Source organism: Thermosporothrix hazakensis (assembly GCF_003253565.1).
GTDB lineage: Bacteria > Chloroflexota > Ktedonobacteria > Ktedonobacterales > Ktedonobacteraceae > Thermosporothrix > Thermosporothrix hazakensis.
Genome location: NZ_QKUF01000001.1, coordinates 931,256 through 948,739 on the forward strand (window position 1 = coordinate 931,256; position 17,484 = coordinate 948,739).

Consider the following 17,484-nt stretch of genomic DNA (forward strand, 5'->3'; position numbering starts at 1 on the left):
GTCCCGTCTACCACTCGCGTCGCCTGAACCAGCGTATACTTACCCACAACACCGTGACCGTCAGAACAACGGTCGCAACCACAGGGAACAGCAACTGTGGCCAGTTCGTGGAGAGCGCGTGCGCCATCATCGGGAAGCGGAAAGGCCACGCCCAGGGAACATACATCCATACCGCATCACCCATTGACGTTGTCCCAAGCAGCGTCCCCACCAGCATGCCGATCCCACCAAGCCCGATGGTCCAACCGAACCCTTTCGCCGTCGCAAGCCATGTGTAAAGCAACAGCATCGGCATCACAAAGAGCGTGGTAGCCAGCGGCGCACCGAGCAAGCTCCCCCAGAGAATCTCGCCCTCAGCATGGAGCAGGAGCCCCGTGATCAGAATCAAGACACTGAACCAGAGCGCATGAAGTAACAAGAGCACAAGCAGCGTCAGATATTTCGCGCCTAGCTGTATCCCCGGCTCAACAGGACGCGCAAGGAGCGCTCGCCAGTTCTGCCCATCCATGTTCGCAGCCAGCGCTGCCTGAAGTGCCGTACCGCCAGCACTCCAGAACACCAGCCAGATGAGAAACGTTTCCTGAAGATTATCCCAGGTCATCCGGTGTGTCGTTGCCAGATACCAGCCAAATGCCAGCATGCAGAGCAACGGAAACAGCACCGTTAACCAGAGTGTCATAGAGCGCCGCAACTTGAGAAACTCGGCCCCCATTCCGCGCAGGAGTGTCATGCCTTCACCTCCTGCCGGGCGAACCAGACCGCCCCCAGGGCTGCGAACAGGATAAACGCGATCAGTGACACCAACACTACTGGAACCATTGGCGTCTGCAACAGCGGGTCGCCAGCCTCAAGCGGTACACCGTTTGGATGCACCCCAACCACCGGGATAACCACGCGCAACGGCCAAGCCCAGGGATTCAACATCCAGGATGATTGTACCGCCATGACTGCGCCACTCAAGGGCCCGACAAGCGAAACGACAACCGGCAATACATAACCGCCAAGCAGCGCAAACCACAACATCAGCGCAACCAGCGGCAGCGCCGTTACCCAGATCAGCAGCGACGCAGTAATGACCGTTCCCCAGGGTGTCGCCCCTTTGAGCAAGAGCACCCCGGACAAAAGCGTCAATGCAATCAGCAACAGAGAGCTGACCAGGAAGTGAATTACCAGTACCAGCAGCTTTCCCAGGTAGAGCAGCGCAGGTGACACGGGACGTGAGCGCAGCCCCCGAAGCAAGGGCTTATCCAGCATCATCGAATGGGCAGCCAGAATCGCGATACCGAAAGGCCCCCAGATCAGCGGCCACCAGTTGAAGAGCATCCAGAGGTAATAGCTCCAGACGGTCGCGTTCGGAGCCAGATAACGCATGATCGTTACCAGCACCACAATGCTCGCCGGGAGCACCGTCAGAAACAACGGTACAAAAGCCCCTTTCAGACGCAACCATTCAGCCCGAAGTACAGCAAACATCTCTCATTCTCCTCCTAGCGATAGTTTCCGCTCTCAACAAGCCGCAGGAAGAGCGTTTCCAGATCATCCTGTACCGTATCGATTTTGGTCACAGCGATGCCATGCTGCGTCAACAACGAGATAATTTGAGCCGTGACCGCACCCGGATTCGGAAGCACCAGCTTTTGACCTTCGACCCGCAAGGCCGGGAACGAGGGCTGAAGCAACCGGTATGCCTGCTGAAGCTGCGGCGTCTCCAACTCAACGCGTTGTTGTCCTTGCGCCAGCAGATCGCGTAGTCGTCCCTGATAGCGAAGCTGCCCCTTGCTGATAATGCCCAGGTGCGTAACGACCTGCTCAATTTCAGCCAGGATATGACTGGAAACCAGAACCGTCATTCCTTGCTGGCAAAAACGATGAATCAGCCCGCGCATCTCGCGAATGCCAGCAGGATCCAACCCATTTGTTGGCTCGTCCAGAATCAGCAATTTGGGCCTGCTCAGCAAGGCCGAAGCAATCCCCAGCCGCTGCTTCATCCCGAGCGAGAACTGAGCCGCCTTCTTGGAACCTACATTGCGCAGATCAACCTGCTCCAGCGCCTCATCAATACGGTTTTTTGGCACACCAAGCAACGTCGCATGCACCGCCAGATTCTCCCAGGCTGTCAGATGGCCATAGAGGGCGGGACCTTCGATCAGTGCACCAATATGCCAGAGGTGTTCTCGCCGCCAGGGCTCACCAAACAACAGCACCTGCCCCTCAGTCGGGCGGAGCAGGCCAACCAGATGCTTGATGAGCGTTGACTTTCCCGCTCCATTTGGCCCGAGCAGGCCATAGATCGTCCCCTGCTCAATCAGCAGATTAACATTCTGTAGCGCGATTTGGTTTCTGTATTTTTTGGTCAGATGGACCGTTTGCACAATAAAGCTCATTATTGGACTCCGAATAGAAACAGGTATACATGTATTTCTCCCAAATCGTACAGCCAGAATCTAAAGAAAAAATAAACAATCCAGGGGAATGGGCGATGAGGAGAGGGCAAGCTGAAAAGCAAAGCGGGGCCCGTACCAGCACGGACCCCGTTTCTTCTTCTGAATAGATGCTTAGTGACCCGCCATCAGGAGACCAGCGGGCAAACTGGTAGCCGACAGGAAGACCTGCGCGACCAGTGTCATCACGACCAGCGCCGCACTCATCAGCACCAGCGATGTGCCGAGGCTGAAGGAAGTGGAGAGGCGACCCTGCTTTGCAGGCTTGTCGAAGAACATCGCCTTCACAATGCGGCCATAGTAGACCAGCGAGATCACGCTGTTGAGCAGTGCCACGACCACCAGCCAGTACTGGCCCATATTCCAGGCAGCCGAGAAGAGATACAGCTTACTGATAAAGCCAGCCATTGGCGGGATACCACCGAGCGACAGCAGACACAGCGCCGTTCCAATGCTCAGCAGCGGCGCGCGATAGAACAGGCCACGGAAATCTTCGATGCGATCGCCACCGGTCAGGTTCGCCAGCCCAATAATACCGGCGAAAGCGCCCAGGTTCGTCACCGCATAGACCAGCAAGTAGAACAGCACCGCGCTATTGCCTTGCGGCTGTCCCGATGCCAGACTTGCGATAAAGCCAACCAGGATATAGCCAGCCTGCGCGATACCGGAATAGGCCATCATGCGTTTCGCGTTGCTCTGAACCGCAGCGACCACGTTACCGACCGTCATGGTCAGAACCGCGACGATCGAAAGAACGACAACCAGATCACCCAGGTTGACCGCGCCCAGATTACCAAGCATAAACACACGAATCATTGCGGCAAAGCCAGCAGCCTTTGAGCCAACCGAGAAGAAGGCCGTTGCAGGAGTAGGTGATCCCTCATAGATGTCAGGGGCCCACATGTGGAACGGTACAGCCGAGATCTTGAAGCCGAAACCGGCAATAATCAGAATATCGGCGACCAGCACAGCCAGGTTCCCCTGTCCGATCTGTCCAAAGGATTTCGCAATGCCAGCCAGATCAGTTGTCCCGGTCAGACCATAGAGCAGAGCAAAGCCATAAAGCAGGATTGCGGACGACATCGCCCCCAGGAGCACATACTTGACGGCTGCCTCAGCAGACTTATCGTTCTCACGAATCAGACCCGCCATCACATACAGCGGGAAGCTGGTCAGCTCCAGCGAGATATAGACCGTGATCAGTTCACTGGTGCTTGCCATCAGCATCATGCCGACGACTGAGAACAGCATCAAGACATAGAACTCGCCCTGGCCTTTCACATAGCGTTCCACATAGTTATATGAGGCCAGGATCATCACTGCCGCGATTACTAAAAAGAGAATCGTGAAAAAGATAGAGTATTGATCGATAATCAACATATCCCAGAACGCTTTATGCGTCCCGGTCAGAGTCATCGCTTGAGAGATCGCAAACCCCGCAGGAACAATCAGACCGACGAGCGAAATCGCGGCGACAACACTGCGGCGTTTTACGAACATATCGACCGCCATCACCACAAGCGCCAATACCATCAGGCTGATCGCTGGCGAGAGCAGGTAGAAATCAAACGCACTGAATTTCATTCTGAACTCCTTAACCCGCCTGGGGGAATATTTCGGCAATATTCCCCCGGTTCGGGTGATCCGAAACCCGAAGAAGAAGAAGCTCTATCGCCTCAACGGGTTCCGGGAGATTCCTACTTAATCAAAGCCTGAGCCGCATCATACAGGACATGATGCAAACTAGGTAGCAGCACATCAATCAAGAACTTGGGATAGATACCAACGATCACGATGAAAGCCGCCAGGATCACCAGCGGAACCATCTCGCGCGGGTTGGCATCCGGCAACCAGCTCCATTTCTTGTTGAAGGGGCCAAAGAAGACGCGCTTCAACATCCAGAGCAGATAGCCAGCGGTCAGGATCATAGTAAAGACCGAAACCACGGTCGCCACAGGCCAGATCTTATAGCTGCTTGTGAAGACCATGTATTCAGCAACGAAACCAGCCAGAGCAGGCAGACCAAGCGAGGCCATACCGGCCAGCGTAAACAGGGTGGCCAGACGCGGCATCTTCTTGGCGACACCACCGAAGTCAGCAATCATACGCGTATGGGCATGGTCGTAGATCACGCCAACGCAGAAGAAGAGCATACCAGAAATCAAGCCGTGGCTGATAAGCTGGAAGGTTGCACCCATCAGCGCCACCTCGCGGAACTGGACGTTGCCGCTACCGGCAGCGGCAGCCACACCAAGCAGGGTAATACCCATATGGCTGATACTGGAATACGCGATAAGCTTCTTCATGTCCTTCTGGACGAGACAGATTGCCGCACCATAGATGATGTTGATCACGGCCAGGCCAGCCATCCAGGGAGCGAACGCGTGAATCCCCTCCGGGAAGAGCGTGAAACAGATACGGATCAGACCGTACGCACCCATCTTCAGGAGGACGCCAGCCAGGATCACACTGACCTCAGTTGGAGCATCGGTGTGCGCATCTGGCAGCCAGGTATGAAATGGGAACATTGGGATCTTTACCGCGAAGGCGACAAAGATCAACAGGAACAGCACCAACTGGGCGCTTGCAGTGATACCAAGAACATTCAGCGTGCCGGAGGGCATATGCGCCGGATCGGCAAAGTACGGCATGCTCGCCGTGATTGTCGCACCCGCGGTTCCTGCATTCATGAAGTAGAGCAGCAGGAAACCGACCAACATAAAGACACTACCGAAGAAGGTGTACAGCAGGAACTTCCAGGCAGAGTAGATACGACCCGGAACCCCGTGCTTAATCTGCTCATTACCCCAGATACCGATCAGCAGGAACATCGGGGCAAGCTCGACCTCCCAGAACAGGAAGAAGAGGAACAGATCCATTGCTGTAAAGACACCCATCACGCCAGCTTCCAGCAGCAGCAGCAAGGCGAAGTAATCTTTTACCCGATTGCGCCGCCAGCCACCAATAATCGCCAGCACCGTGAGCATACCATTCAGCACCACCAGCGGAAGACCCAGGCCATCAACGCCCATGAAGTACTGAACATTAAACGGAATTTTCCCGATAGGAATAGAAATCCAGTCGACGCGAACAGCATTCCAATCGACGCGATTAACAGCGCCAATGGTCTTTAAGCTACCAAATCCATGAGAGAAGCCCTGCCCGAGCAGGTAGAGCGTCACCACGAACACGAGCGCACTGAAAATCAGTGCCACCCAGCGAGAAACCTTTGTAGGCGTCAGATACGCTACCAGTGCGCCGATCACTGGCAGCAGGATAATTAAGGTAAGTGGATGAAACAAAATGTCCATAACTTAATATCCCCTCGTGACCAGCACAATAACCACGATTGCCAACACAGCGACGCCACCAAAGAAACCAACCATGTAAGCCTGCACGCGTCCGGTCTGCAGACGCCGAATACCCTGGCCCAGGCCAGTAATCAGGAAAGCGACACCGTTTACAATACCATCAACAACATAGGTATCAATGGCCTGAGCGACATTGCAGAAGAAGCCAATCACAATGTACTTCACAAAGGCCGCATAGAGGTCATCAATAAACCATCTGTTAAACAGGAAGGCGTGGAGTCCACGTACGAAGGAATTATTCCGTACGAAAGATTCGAGTTTTGCTGGTTCCACGCGACAATACATCACATAGGCGACGGCCAGACCGATAAACGACACCAGCACACCGATCCAGGTATCAGGCAGGGACAGCATGTGCGGGATGTCCAGCGGGTTCGCCTGAGGTTGCACAAAGGGAAAGAAACCAGTCCAGTAGCCGGCGATAATCGAAGGAATCGCCAGAATAATCAACGGGATGGTCATGGTGAACGGAGACTCATGAGGCTCGCCAACACCGCGATAGGTGCCACCCCAGAGGCCACCGAACTTACCATCGCGACCACCAAAGGCCAGGATATATGCACGCAGCATGTAGAAGGCGGTCAGACCGGCCGTCACCAGGGTCAGCACATACAGACCCCACTGATTGGTTTCATAGGCCAGACCAATAATTGTCTCTTTACTATAGAAGCCAGAGGTGAAAGGGAAGCCAGAAATTGCCAGCACGGCAACCAACCAGGTGATCGCCGTAATCGGCATTTTCTTCGCCAGGCCACCCATAAAGCGCATATCCTGCATCTCACGATGGGTCACATGATGCAGGGCATGGATCACGCTACCAGCACCCAGGAAGAGCAGCGCCTTGAAGAAGGCATGCGTGAACAGATGGAACATACCGGCACCAACGCCGTAGTATGGCACATGATGACCGCCCTCGGACAACGCGCCCTGAACAGCGACCAACAGCGCCTCATGCTCGTTGGCGGGTCCATGACCGTTCAACACGGCCAGACCGGCAACACCAAGACCCACAAACATATAACCAAGCTGGCTGATCGTCGAGAAGGCCAGCACACGCTTGAAGTCGCGCTGGACCAGCGCAATGGTCGCTGCGAAGAACGCGGTCAGACCACCAATCCAGGCAACAACAGTGAACGCAGCAGGCTCAGCCGCAGCATACAGCGGGAAGGTACGCGCCACCATATAGACACCAGCAGCAACCATCGTCGCGGCGTGGATCAGCGCGCTAACAGGAGTCGGACCTTCCATAGCGGAAGGCAGCCAGGAATGCAGCGGAACCTGGGCCGACTTACCAATAGCACCACAGAACACACAGATCATCGCGATGGTCAGCAGGGTTTTATCCATATGGCCGGCATTGGCAAAGAGCGTGTGAAAATCGAAGGTGCCAAGAGACGTGAACAGAATCATGATGCCGATGATAAAGCCAACGTCACCGATACGGTTCATCACAAACGCCTGCAACGAAGCGCTTGCGGGAGACGGACGCTGCTCATCAGGCTTGGCAGTCTTATTAATCCAGAAGCCAATCAGCAGATAAGAACTGAGACCGACCAGTTCCCAACCAATGAACATGACCAGGAAGTTAGCGGCAAACACGATCACCAGCATGGAGAACGCGAACAGCGACAGGTACGAATAGAAGCGAGCGTACCCGGCGGAGCGCTCCATGTAGCCCTGAGAGTAGATCATCACCAGGAGAGCGATCGTCGTCACCACCACCATCATCGCGATAGCCAGGCGGTCAATATGGAAAGCGATTTCAAGTTTTAACGGATTGCCAGGGACCGCGAACCACTCATAATGAAAGACCGAGGTGCCCTGATCCGGGAGCACGTTACTGGTAAGAGCATTGATTAACAAAAACCAGGAGAACCCACAGGCGATCACCATAAAGAGCATCGCAACCCAGGCGCTGGCTTTTGCCCAGATGGTCAACTGAGGCACTTTGGGATCTTCATCGTCATCAAGTCCATTATGATGATGACCATGAGACTCCTCACCATGCGCCTCTGTGGCATGTCCATGAGACTCTTCGCTCACCGTGGCTGCACGAGGACGGCTGAACAGATCCAGCATTCGCGTGCCGAAAATAATCACGACGAAAGCGAAGAGCGGAGCAAACAGGATCAGCCAGGAAGATTGATACAATTCCATAACCAAAAAACACAGTGCGCACTGTGTTAACCCTCGAAGACAGGGGGGCGCACAACTCCTTTCTTCACATTAGCGACCTGTCTGAATCAGAACTTCATGATATCAATTTCGCCAACATCCACCGTCTTGCGTCTGCGATAGATCGCAATGACCATCGCCAGAGCAACCGCGGCTTCCGCCGCCGCCACAGTGATAATAAAGATAGCGAAGATTTGACCGGTAAGCAGGCCCCGATAAGCGGGAACCTGATTGAAGAGCGAAAAACCAACCAGAGTCACATTCACCGCATTGAGCATAATTTCAATGCCCATCAGGACAGCAATGGCATTCCGTTTTGCAATGGTGCCATACAGTCCTATACAAAAAAGAATAGCGCCAAGCACCAGGAAATGGTTGAGTGTGAGCGTGGTTAACATATACTAATCCTCCCTGCCGATAACAATTGCGCCGACAATTGCTACCAACAGTACAATAGAGGCAATTTCAAAAGGCAGTACATAGCTATACTGGCTAGGACTATACAGCAGCAAGCCAATGCGTGCTACATTGTTCAGTGGGTCCATCGGGACGCTAGCAGGAAGCGTCTGCGAAACAGCCAGAGGACTACTCAACAGAGCATACAGGATGCTGCCACCAACAAGGAGACAGACCAGCAAGGCAACCGGCCAGGTTCTGTTTGTTGGATTCGTCCGCCGTTGTCCTCCTATACGCGTCAACATGAGCGCGAACAGGATCAAAACGGTAATAGCACCACCATAAATAAGGATCTGTACAATAGCAATGAATTCAGCACGGGCCAGGACATACACACCGGCAGCCAGCGCAAACATGAAAAAGAGCGCCATAGCGCTGTGAACGATGTTGCGCATTGTGACTACCGCTAAGGCCGCCACCACCATGACAATTGCCAGAATCCAGAATAAAAGGGTGGCAAAGTCCATCTTAAACATACCTCCGGGTCGTTTCGGATCATCACAATCTTTTCTTCTGGCAAGAGGAGAACATTAAATCCTTCTATCTTCGCTTCTTTTCATAAAAAGAAGTAACAGGACTCCACGTAGCACAAATGCACTCTTCGCCTCTTGTCTTCTCGCCGTTTCTCTTTCCACAAAAGAGAGACGTTCGCTTGTTTGCTTTCAGCCCTCAACAACCTCAAGGGATTGCCACAAGGCTGCTCTCTCCAGGAGAGAGGCGCGAGGAACGCGCATTGCATTCCTCAAAGAGGTTCTGCCAACGCCCCCGGTCCTCGCGTTCCAGAGAACACGAGTGGTGTCGCCTTTCAAACCTCTTCTGTTCCGTTCTCAAAACCGTTCCGGCTTTCTACACGAGAAAATCGATCTTGTATTTTTCTCCAAACATGGAAACACACTCTTGACATCCCGGATACAAGAGTGATCCATAATCAAGAGCATGCTCGCATGCAGGTATTCAGGAGCCTCTTGAGACACAAGGCAAGCACACACAGACGTCGTTGTGGTGCCAGATTGGTAAGCGAATACATTGGCTCTGAGAAGCCAGCAGGGACCGCAGAGACAGCACTGTCGATCAGCCCCCGGCCCTATGCTTCTGGGGTACTCTTACTCATATTGTATCACTCGCAAGCTTCTCAGGCACTATCCAGAGCAGGAAAAGAGGCCAAGTATCCTTTAGGGATTCTAACAAAACATCCGACATGTGACAAGGGGAAAACATCCCTCTCCATCCTCCTACGACGATACCCTAAATCCACCAATACAACGTATAATAAGAAGACAGAAATCAATGGAGCTTCGTATTGTTCATTCTTTATAGAACAACACTGTCTGTTATCATTTTTTCTTTTCTCTTCTCAAAGCACTTCAGCAGCAGACATCGTGCCATTGAGAAGCTCAACCTGTGTATCCCTTGTCAGGCGGTTGTTTGTCCTATCCTGAAAAAGACGTAGTAGAGGATCTATGAGCGTGACACCGACTATCAATGCACAAAAACAGCCCTCTGGTACCCATTGTCCGCACTGCGAGACCGCGCTACCGCAGAATGCGGTTTTCTGTAGTAGCTGTGGCGCACGCATTGAGCAGAACTCCAATATGCTCTCAAGCGATACGAAAGCGATTGATGAACGCTATCATATAACAGCTCTCGTGCGACGACAACCCGCTGTACAAATCTTTCTGGCAACCGACAACCGGCTTCAACGCCCTGTCGCTATTCGTGATATCGACACCAGTTCGCTGGATCAGAGCACGCAGGCCCGCGCTCTCAAAGCAATCCAACAAGAATATGATCTGCTCCGTCAGGAACACCCGGCCGGTGTTCTGCCAGTGATCGATCTCCGTTCTCTTCGTGGACATGTTTTCGTTATTGCCGGGCAACAGGTCCAGACACAAGAAAAGTCCTCCCTGCACGTACTCCAGCATCAGCTTCAAAGCGGAAACGGGCTCCCCGATACAAAAACAGCGATTCGCTGGACCCTCTCGCTCTGCCGCACGCTCTCTGCACTGCACCGCCATCAGATCTTTTTAGGTGATCTCGATCCTTATACGATCGTTATCCGTGAAAACGATTCAACACCAGAGCTCATCGTTTCCTGGCTAACGCCTGCCGTCCGTCAGCTTCTGCCAGCAAAAAAGGCAAAGATCCCGGCCAGCAAGTTTACCGCGCCCGAGATCCAGCAAAACCCGCCGGACGCGCGCGCAGATCTCTATAGCCTGGGCGCGCTTCTCTACCTTTTCCTGACCGGAGCCGCTCCCGAACGCGACATCGTCAAGAAACAGGAATTTCCCGCCCGCTTCGCGCCGATCCTCCAACGCACGTTGACTATCGAGAGCGCTCAACGTTTCCAGCATGCCGATGAACTGGCCGCTGCCCTTGAGACGCTTGCCTCAAACGATAGCTCTACATCGAAACATACAGATAAACAACAGGGCAAGCACGACCCAGAAGCAACCATCATTGCCAGTGGTCCCTTGCCCTATCAGATGCCAGAAGAGAAGGGTAGCCCGACAAGCGATGACGTGGTGAAGCAGCCCACCCGGAAGCTATCTGAACCGGTTCCCATCGATCAGCAGGAAACCATGCGGATGCAGCCGTTTGCATCTCGACAGCATGAGCCCCCCCCTTCGGGGGCCCCCTCACCGCAGCAATCGTTCCTGCCAGTTCCGGCGCAGCCACAGAAGCCGGCCCTCAGCAGAGAACTGAGCCAGACCATGCACCGTGTCAAACAGCGGCTCACCACGGCCCTGCCTGCAATCATGCGTGTGATCAATCAGCTTCCGATCCCGGCGAGCAAGCCCGGCTTACCGGCTCCTCATAAGGGAACGGTTGTCAAGAGCGTCTGGCTGAAACACCTGCAAAGCTTTGTGCTTGGAACACAACGACGCGATATTCAGGCTGCCGCATTGGTTGAAACCCCGCTACGGATCAGACCGGAGCAGCCCTATCAGGTACGCATTACCATTATGGGTCGCAATCACCCCACCCGGCCTATTGCCGCGCCACCAGGAAGCCCAATCGCTGGCCTGAGCGCCCTCACAGAGGGCGATATAGTCCATCTGGAGGTTCGGTCTGTGCTGGCTCAGGGCAAAGCCTATGTCATCCAACGCGCAGAGGTACAGGTCCCAGGATATGGCTATGCAGCAGAGGTTTTGCTTCCGATGCCTCCGTTTGAAAAAGAGCCCGGGGGACGCCGCGAACGGCTCTACATCAGCATCAAGGATGGAAAAGATCGCTTGCTTTATGAGCAACCATTTGTCGTCGAGCTGTTTATATCCCATCTGGTACAATCAGGAAGAGAGGGACATAACGTTCTCCCCATTCCCATTTAACGCACGCAAAAGGCGGGCAGGTCCTTTTCCCTGCTCGTCTTTTTTTTACCCCGTAACATTTCCGCACTTTCTGCGATTTGTTTGTAGAAGACAATTGAACAGTTTCTTTCCAGCATGACGCTTAGGCTGTCTTGATGACGTTATGTTGTCATTTATACTATGTCAAAGGGGCAATGCAAAAAATGTATATTAAAATGCAATCAATGGAGTTGGAGCAGCGTCAAACGCTCCTTGATCCTCATACACCACTTTTTCAGCAGGCCCGACTCAGTCGCTTCCGACCGGGCAAGATCCTCACGATTCTCATCACAGCCCTGCTTTCTTTCGTCTTTCTCTTGCTTCCCAATTACCTGCTTATCCCTGCTTTCTACAAAATCTGCTCTATCTTCTCGTTACGTGAACAGGTATACGCACTCTATCGAGATACTGATAGTCTGAAGAGCGCCGCTGGCTACATCTGGATCTGTTTTATCTGGCTTGCCGCTGTCGTTCTGCTCCTCTGGCTCCTTATCGTGAAAAGCGTTCTTTTCGCACCCTCGGCCTGAACGTCAAATCATTCACCAGTTCATATGCTCTTGGAATAACTACGGGTTGTCTGCTCATGGGTTCCTCAGTTGGCCTCCTTCTGCTCTCAGGAACAGCCACACTGAGCTCACTCAAGCCCCTGGAGGGGCACATGCGCGATTGGCAAAGCGTGGCGGTCGTTTTTCTGGCCTGGATGCTACAAGGGGGTAAAGAAGAGCTGATCTATCGGGGCTGGCTCTTCCCGCTCCTGGGCGTGAAGCTCTCGCCGGCCGCTGCGCTGTTTGTTTCCTCGCTTCTCTTCTCGCTCGCGCACGGCCTGAACGCCAATTTCAACGTGATTTCCTTCCTGAACCTCTTCCTCTTCGCGATCCTGACCGCGCTCTATGCAGCCTATACGGGGAACATCTGGGGCGTTAGCGGCCTCCATGCCGCCTGGAACTGGATGCAAGGAAATGTCTTCGGTTTGCCAGTCAGCGGGGTTGTCTATCGGGGCTTCTATCCCATTCAAATGCATAGTGTCGGCCCGGAGTGGCTGAATGGGGGAAACTTTGGGCCCGAAGGGGGTATCGTTGTTACGCTTGTCTTGCTCCTTGCGAGCGTCATTCTGGGCTACCTGCACTTTACCCGCTCGGTTCAAAGACGGTAACGTGCGCACACAAAAGAGGCGAGCAGGAGATCCTCCGCTCGCCCTTCGCTTGTTCAGGCACCAAAGGCAAAGACTGTTCCTGCCATCATGCCAAAGAGCAGTATCAGCAAAAGCCCTTCCAGCCAGACCAGTTCGCCATCTTTTGTAATCTCGCTGAAAAGAAAGGTCGTAATGCCAAGCACCGCAAGCTCAACGATACTGAATACCAGATCCAGGCGTTGTGGCATAAACAGGCTGAGCAGCACCAACAGCGGTGCAACCAGCAGCGCGATCTGAATAGAGGAGCCAGCGGACGCCGCCAACACCATACCGATCTTCTTATTCCAGGCCATCGAGATGCAGTTAAAGTATTCGGGCAACGCGCCAATAAATGGCACAAACACCAGACCTATAAACGCCTCATTCCAACCCAGACCCTTCGCCATCGGTTCAATCGAGCCAACCAACACCTCGGAGACCAGCGCGACCCCTACTGTGGCGAGACACAACAGCAACAGAGAACGCCAGAGCGGCGGACGGTGCAGATGGACAGGCTGTTTTGTCGCGGATGCTGCCGCCTGAACCGGGTTGATCTCCCGGGTTGCAGCCGGCTTCTGCTCTTGTTTGAGCATCGTATCCACAGCGACATCTATATGCTTCAATGCTTCGGTCTTACCCGCGATATCGCTCTGTGCCAGACGATAGCGGTACGAGAGCAAGCGCGAGATCGCGTCCATTGAGCGTGCGCCCAGAGTCGGCTCTAGATCCTCATCCTCGTCACCATGATCACGAAACCGAAACACGCTAAAGATAATCGAAGCGATATATCCAAGTAACAGGATGACCGCAATAAAGTCCGAGAGATTATGTTCTACTACCTTCTGTTGCGTCGATACCACATGCAGATTCGCAATGGTTGGCAACATCAAGCCCGCTGAACAGAGCAAAAAGAGCGATGCATACTGACTGGCCGGGCGAGCCTCGAACTTCAGGCGTCCGTGCCTGAAACCACCGACACAGACAGAGATTCCCAGGGCCAGGAGCGCATTACCCAGGATCGCACCAATAATCGAGGCACGAACCACATCGACTAATCCTTCACTCAGCGCAAAAATGCTGATAATCAGTTCGGTGGCATTGCCAAATGTCGCAAAGAGCAAGCCCCCGATGCGTTCACCGGTATATTCAGCGACCCCTTCAACGGATGTGCCAATCAATGCAGCCAGCGGCACAATGCCAAGTGCTGCAAGCCCAAAAATGATGGCGGGTGGCAAAGACACATGTGCGAAATCAAGAACAACGGCTGCAACTGCAAAGATCAGCAGGAAATACAACCAGCGCGGCATGAAAAGAGTCCTCCCCTTCAATTGATTTTCTTCTTTTGCAGGCGGGTTATGCTGTTCTGCAAAAATGTAGAGGTTAAGGCGCTTAACGGGCTGTTTCCGGGTTATTTCTCACATGTATACACTAACACAAAAAAGAACAGCGATAAAGGAGCAAACGCTGTCTTATCGCTGTTCGTCATTTGGTTATGCCAGCTTACGATATGCCTCACAATAGCTGCGCACGGTCATAATATATTCCGCATGGCTCCAGGTTAATGGGGAAACACTCAGCGGCTCGCCGGTAAAGGGATGCATCTGTTCTGCCAGCACGCCACTCGACAGGGTCCGCTTTTTCACCCATTCCAGCAGTGGCAAGGCCCGATGTAGCTCATCCAGGGAGCGGGCCCGAGCGATGCGATATCGCGCCAGCCATAGAGTGCAGATACACCAGGGATTCCCCGGCGCAATGGAGAGATCTTCTGTCACCTGATGATAGCGATCATTCTCATAGCGGGCCATCCCCCCGATCTCTGTTTTCACCCAGAGGGCGCGCTCAACAGCCTGAATGGTACGCTCAACACGAGGATCATCGGCGGGCAGCAACCCGAAGAGGAACAGACCGCACAGGCTGCTATCCAGCGCCGTATCTTTCTCAAGTGAGCCATCCGCTTTCACCTGGATTCGACGCAAGAAGTGGCCCCGTTCCTCATCCCAGAGGTACTGAAGCGCCGCGCTTCTCATCACTTCGGCTTCCCTACCATAGCGCTCCGCCAGCACAGTTTCACCAAACAGATGCGCGAACTGAGCCGCCGCCTTCAATCCCGCATAGACGGTGGCGGTCGTAAAGGTAAAGATACCCCGGCGCTCTTCCCAGAGATCATAGGAGGCCTGGGGCAGTCCCGTTCTCGGATCTCGATAGGAGACCATAAAGTCAGCCGCTCGCACGATCAGCGAGCGAAACAGCGCAGCCACGAACTCGATATCATGAAACCGCTGATAATGTTGCCAGAGACTATAGATCACCAGTGCCGTTTCATCTTCCTGAATCGGCAACTGAGGCTGCCCTTCCCCATCAATCCACGCTTCCCAACTACTCCCCCAGGAATGGTCGGGGTTATACTTCTGAAGCAGATAACCGCCTTCGGTCAGGACATCGTTACAGAAGTGAAAGAACGAGCGGGTCGGCTCGCCATAGCCCGCATGGCTCAGCGCGTTTGCAACCAGCGCCCCATCACGTGGCCACATGTAGGAGTAGCTATCATTGGAGAACTCCTGTACATCGCCATCGTTTGCGGCCAGAATAGCGCCCCCGTGATCGATCTGGCTCTGCACAATCAGCAAGCTGCGCTTATACAGAGCGACCAGTTCAGGCGACAGGTCGGCGAAATCTGGCTCCACTTCCCTGTTCACCCAACGCTTCCAGTAATTCGCGGTACGCTGTAGCAACACTTCGGGACCGCGCTCACGCACCAGCCGATCCAGTTCCACAACGGCAGACCAGTCCCGACCGGCCACAAGCCAGTGATAGCACTCAACAGCAGCGCCGCCAGCAACATTCGGAACATGCAGCGCCAGTGTGCTATCAACCGAGCCCTGCGCAATCGGATTACGGCCCAGGACGCCATCTTCCGCGTCACGCCATGTCCCCTCTGCGCCCTGAAACTGCTTGATCCCGGTAGCCCAGCTACTGACCCCAACGGTGGTCGTTCCGTCCAGGCGCACCAACCCGTTCATCAGGAAGTATGCACGCAACTTATAGGCGATCAGCGCCTGCTGCTCGGGAGCGTAAAATACCGTGTTTGCGTTCCGGTCATTCCAGAGATACCAGTCATAATGGAAGAACAGCCGCACCTCTCGCTCCCGTGTCGCTAGATTGGTGATAATCATGTGGCGGAGAAACACAGGGTGGTGAAAGTCGACCAAATCTTCACAGAGCAAGCGGAGCTGTAAACGAGGATGCTCAAGCAGTACATGGGTGACCAATGTCTCCTCTCTATACTGAATCTGCCTCCGCCACTGGGGATCGTTGAGCCAGGCAAACGAGCCGTCAACCCAGACGCCTGTATAGGAGATATCACCACCAGTATGCAACTCCTGTCCAATATGTGGCCAGTAGATATCACGCACATTGTAGGCCCGATCGAAATTCACCAGTAATCGTCCATTTCCCACCGGAATATCACGAGGCATAACAACAATCCTCCACTTTCCAACTGAACCCAACAGCAAAACAAAACAGGCGAGCAAAGGGTCTCTACTGGTTAAACGATAAGAGAGCTGTCTTTTCCCTTTCGATCTTGTGACATGAAGGCTTTTTTGCTACTGTATGAAGAAAGTTCAAAGATGTAGGTTCGCTTTTCATGAAAAAACGGAATTTACTTTCACGTTTACGCACAAACGGCTGGCTGTATCTGGTCAGCGCACTTATTTTGCTTCTTCTCACGCCGCTCTATCAATTGCTGGTCCTCAATCCGGCTGGCTTCGATGATACACGGCTGGTTGGCAGGATGGATGCCTATTTTCTCTGGATTCAGCAGCACACGCTCCACTTCCTGATCTATCGCGGCCTGCTCTTTCTGGCCTTCGCGCTGCTCTTCACCTTTCCCTATTCACTCTACCGCATTATTGTCGCGCAAGAACTGATGCGTCAGCTTGAAGAGGGTGAAGAGCAGGAGAGCGAGAAACCGCAGGAAGAAGATGAACACCAGGCAGAGGGGATGCCATCTTTTGCCTGGAGAGGAAAGGGGTTCGCGGTCCTTGCCGCCTGGCTTGGCACAATTGGTATTCTGATCTTCCTTCTGGGAACGCTCATCGGCACGATCTATGTCACGCTAACCGCACAGAACCTTCATGGCAGCACCATTGCAGAGGGAACTATCCAGTTTACCAACATCTTTACCATTACCACTAATGCGGTCGCGATCGGGATTCTGGCGCTTTCCAGCCTGTTCTTTGGTGCGATGATTGCTCGAAGCGGGCGCACGCTCTGGCCGACTTCCTGGCTCCTTTTTGGCTACTGTGGGCTGGCCGTTTCCGCACCCTTGAGTGGCAGCGCGGTCGGAGTTGCTTGCAGCCCGGCAACGGGGCAGTCGCCCTTAACCACCTATGCCATTCTGTTCTTTGCCGCGTGGATTCTCTGGTTTAGCATCATGCTGGTTCGGCTGCGAGCAGAGGAATGAGCAAGCGGGCTGCCCGATCGAGACAGCCCGCCTCAAACAAGATGTTGATATACGAGGC

General features: G+C 53.8%; 13 protein-coding genes and 1 pseudogene. 4 read left to right on the forward strand and 10 right to left on the reverse strand.

Features of this window, described 5'->3' with window-relative positions:
- Positions 1-7: 7 nt before the first annotated feature.
- The 8 genes and pseudogenes from EI42_RS04005 to EI42_RS04040 all read right to left on the reverse strand — a co-directional run bounded on the left by EI42_RS04005 (position 8) and on the right by EI42_RS04040 (position 8,919).
- On the reverse strand, positions 8-730 hold the full coding sequence (locus tag EI42_RS04005; RefSeq protein ID WP_111319032.1) for an ABC transporter permease: 723 nt from the start codon (positions 728-730) through the stop codon (positions 8-10).
- The gene (locus EI42_RS04010; RefSeq protein ID WP_111319034.1) at positions 727-1,473 is read right to left on the reverse strand and encodes a lantibiotic immunity ABC transporter MutE/EpiE family permease subunit; all 747 of its coding nucleotides are present in this window, start codon (positions 1,471-1,473) and stop codon (positions 727-729) included. The genes EI42_RS04005 and EI42_RS04010 overlap by 4 nt, the downstream gene beginning before the upstream one ends.
- A 215-nt stretch (positions 1,474-1,688) precedes the next feature.
- Positions 1,689-2,384: pseudogene (locus tag EI42_RS04015) on the reverse strand (ATP-binding cassette domain-containing protein); the annotation flags it as partial.
- Positions 2,385-2,555: 171 nt separating this feature from the next.
- Positions 2,556-4,025: an NADH-quinone oxidoreductase subunit N gene (locus EI42_RS04020; protein WP_111319038.1), complete on the reverse strand. Its 1,470-nt coding sequence runs from the start codon at positions 4,023-4,025 to the stop codon at positions 2,556-2,558.
- Between the two features lie 113 nt (positions 4,026-4,138).
- On the reverse strand, positions 4,139-5,752 hold the full coding sequence (locus EI42_RS04025) for a complex I subunit 4 family protein (RefSeq protein WP_111319040.1): 1,614 nt from the start codon (positions 5,750-5,752) through the stop codon (positions 4,139-4,141).
- A gap of 3 nt (positions 5,753-5,755) precedes the next feature.
- A complete protein-coding gene (locus EI42_RS04030; protein WP_111319042.1) occupies positions 5,756-7,969 on the reverse strand; it encodes a proton-conducting transporter transmembrane domain-containing protein in 2,214 nt (737 codons plus the stop codon).
- Between the two features lie 86 nt (positions 7,970-8,055).
- Positions 8,056-8,385 (reverse strand): NADH-quinone oxidoreductase subunit NuoK, encoded by a 330-nt coding sequence (gene nuoK, locus EI42_RS04035; RefSeq protein ID WP_111319044.1) that lies wholly within the window; start codon positions 8,383-8,385, stop codon positions 8,056-8,058.
- A gap of 3 nt (positions 8,386-8,388) precedes the next feature.
- Positions 8,389-8,919 carry an NADH-quinone oxidoreductase subunit J family protein gene (locus EI42_RS04040; protein ID WP_111319046.1) on the reverse strand — a complete coding sequence of 177 codons (531 nt, stop codon included), beginning with the start codon at positions 8,917-8,919 and terminating at the stop codon, positions 8,389-8,391.
- A gap of 990 nt (positions 8,920-9,909) precedes the next feature.
- Between EI42_RS04040 and EI42_RS04045 the strand changes: the two genes are divergently transcribed.
- From EI42_RS04045 to EI42_RS04055, 3 genes are all read left to right on the forward strand, one after another.
- Positions 9,910-11,772, forward strand: a complete 1,863-nt coding sequence (locus EI42_RS04045) for a protein kinase family protein (protein WP_170142332.1) — start codon at positions 9,910-9,912, stop codon at positions 11,770-11,772.
- Between the two features lie 182 nt (positions 11,773-11,954).
- Positions 11,955-12,317: a hypothetical protein gene (locus tag EI42_RS04050; RefSeq protein ID WP_111319048.1), complete on the forward strand. Its 363-nt coding sequence runs from the start codon at positions 11,955-11,957 to the stop codon at positions 12,315-12,317.
- A gap of 131 nt (positions 12,318-12,448) precedes the next feature.
- A complete protein-coding gene (locus EI42_RS04055) occupies positions 12,449-12,943 on the forward strand; it encodes a CPBP family intramembrane glutamic endopeptidase (protein WP_170142333.1) in 495 nt (164 codons plus the stop codon).
- Between the two features lie 53 nt (positions 12,944-12,996).
- On the opposite strand, the gene EI42_RS04060 is transcribed toward EI42_RS04055, so the two are convergent.
- Positions 12,997-14,268, reverse strand: a complete 1,272-nt coding sequence (locus EI42_RS04060) for a calcium:cation antiporter (RefSeq protein WP_111319052.1) — start codon at positions 14,266-14,268, stop codon at positions 12,997-12,999.
- 183 nt (positions 14,269-14,451) lie between these two features.
- Complete coding sequence (locus EI42_RS04065; protein ID WP_111319054.1) at positions 14,452-16,437, reverse strand: glycoside hydrolase family 15 protein; 1,986 nt, start codon at positions 16,435-16,437, stop codon at positions 14,452-14,454.
- Positions 16,438-16,607: 170 nt separating this feature from the next.
- Here EI42_RS04065 and EI42_RS04070 point away from each other — a divergent pair, with 170 nt between their 5' ends.
- Positions 16,608-17,426, forward strand: coding sequence for a hypothetical protein (locus tag EI42_RS04070; RefSeq protein WP_111319056.1), 819 nt, complete (start codon positions 16,608-16,610; stop codon positions 17,424-17,426).
- Positions 17,427-17,484 lie beyond the last annotated feature (58 nt).

Coding starts and splice junctions, on each gene's coding strand:
- EI42_RS04005 (WP_111319032.1), bottom strand. CDS start 730: ATGACACTCCTGCGCGGAATGGGGGCCGAGTTTCTCAAGTTGCGGCGC.
- EI42_RS04010 (WP_111319034.1), bottom strand. CDS start 1,473: ATGTTTGCTGTACTTCGGGCTGAATGGTTGCGTCTGAAAGGGGCTTTT.
- EI42_RS04020 (WP_111319038.1), bottom strand. CDS start 4,025: ATGAAATTCAGTGCGTTTGATTTCTACCTGCTCTCGCCAGCGATCAGC.
- EI42_RS04025 (WP_111319040.1), bottom strand. CDS start 5,752: ATGGACATTTTGTTTCATCCACTTACCTTAATTATCCTGCTGCCAGTG.
- EI42_RS04030 (WP_111319042.1), bottom strand. CDS start 7,969: ATGGAATTGTATCAATCTTCCTGGCTGATCCTGTTTGCTCCGCTCTTC.
- nuoK (WP_111319044.1), bottom strand. CDS start 8,385: ATGTTAACCACGCTCACACTCAACCATTTCCTGGTGCTTGGCGCTATT.
- EI42_RS04040 (WP_111319046.1), bottom strand. CDS start 8,919: ATGTTTAAGATGGACTTTGCCACCCTTTTATTCTGGATTCTGGCAATT.
- EI42_RS04050 (WP_111319048.1), top strand. CDS start 11,955: ATGTATATTAAAATGCAATCAATGGAGTTGGAGCAGCGTCAAACGCTC.
- EI42_RS04055 (WP_170142333.1), top strand. CDS start 12,449: ATGCGCGATTGGCAAAGCGTGGCGGTCGTTTTTCTGGCCTGGATGCTA.
- EI42_RS04060 (WP_111319052.1), bottom strand. CDS start 14,268: ATGCCGCGCTGGTTGTATTTCCTGCTGATCTTTGCAGTTGCAGCCGTT.
- EI42_RS04065 (WP_111319054.1), bottom strand. CDS start 16,437: ATGCCTCGTGATATTCCGGTGGGAAATGGACGATTACTGGTGAATTTC.
- EI42_RS04070 (WP_111319056.1), top strand. CDS start 16,608: ATGAAAAAACGGAATTTACTTTCACGTTTACGCACAAACGGCTGGCTG.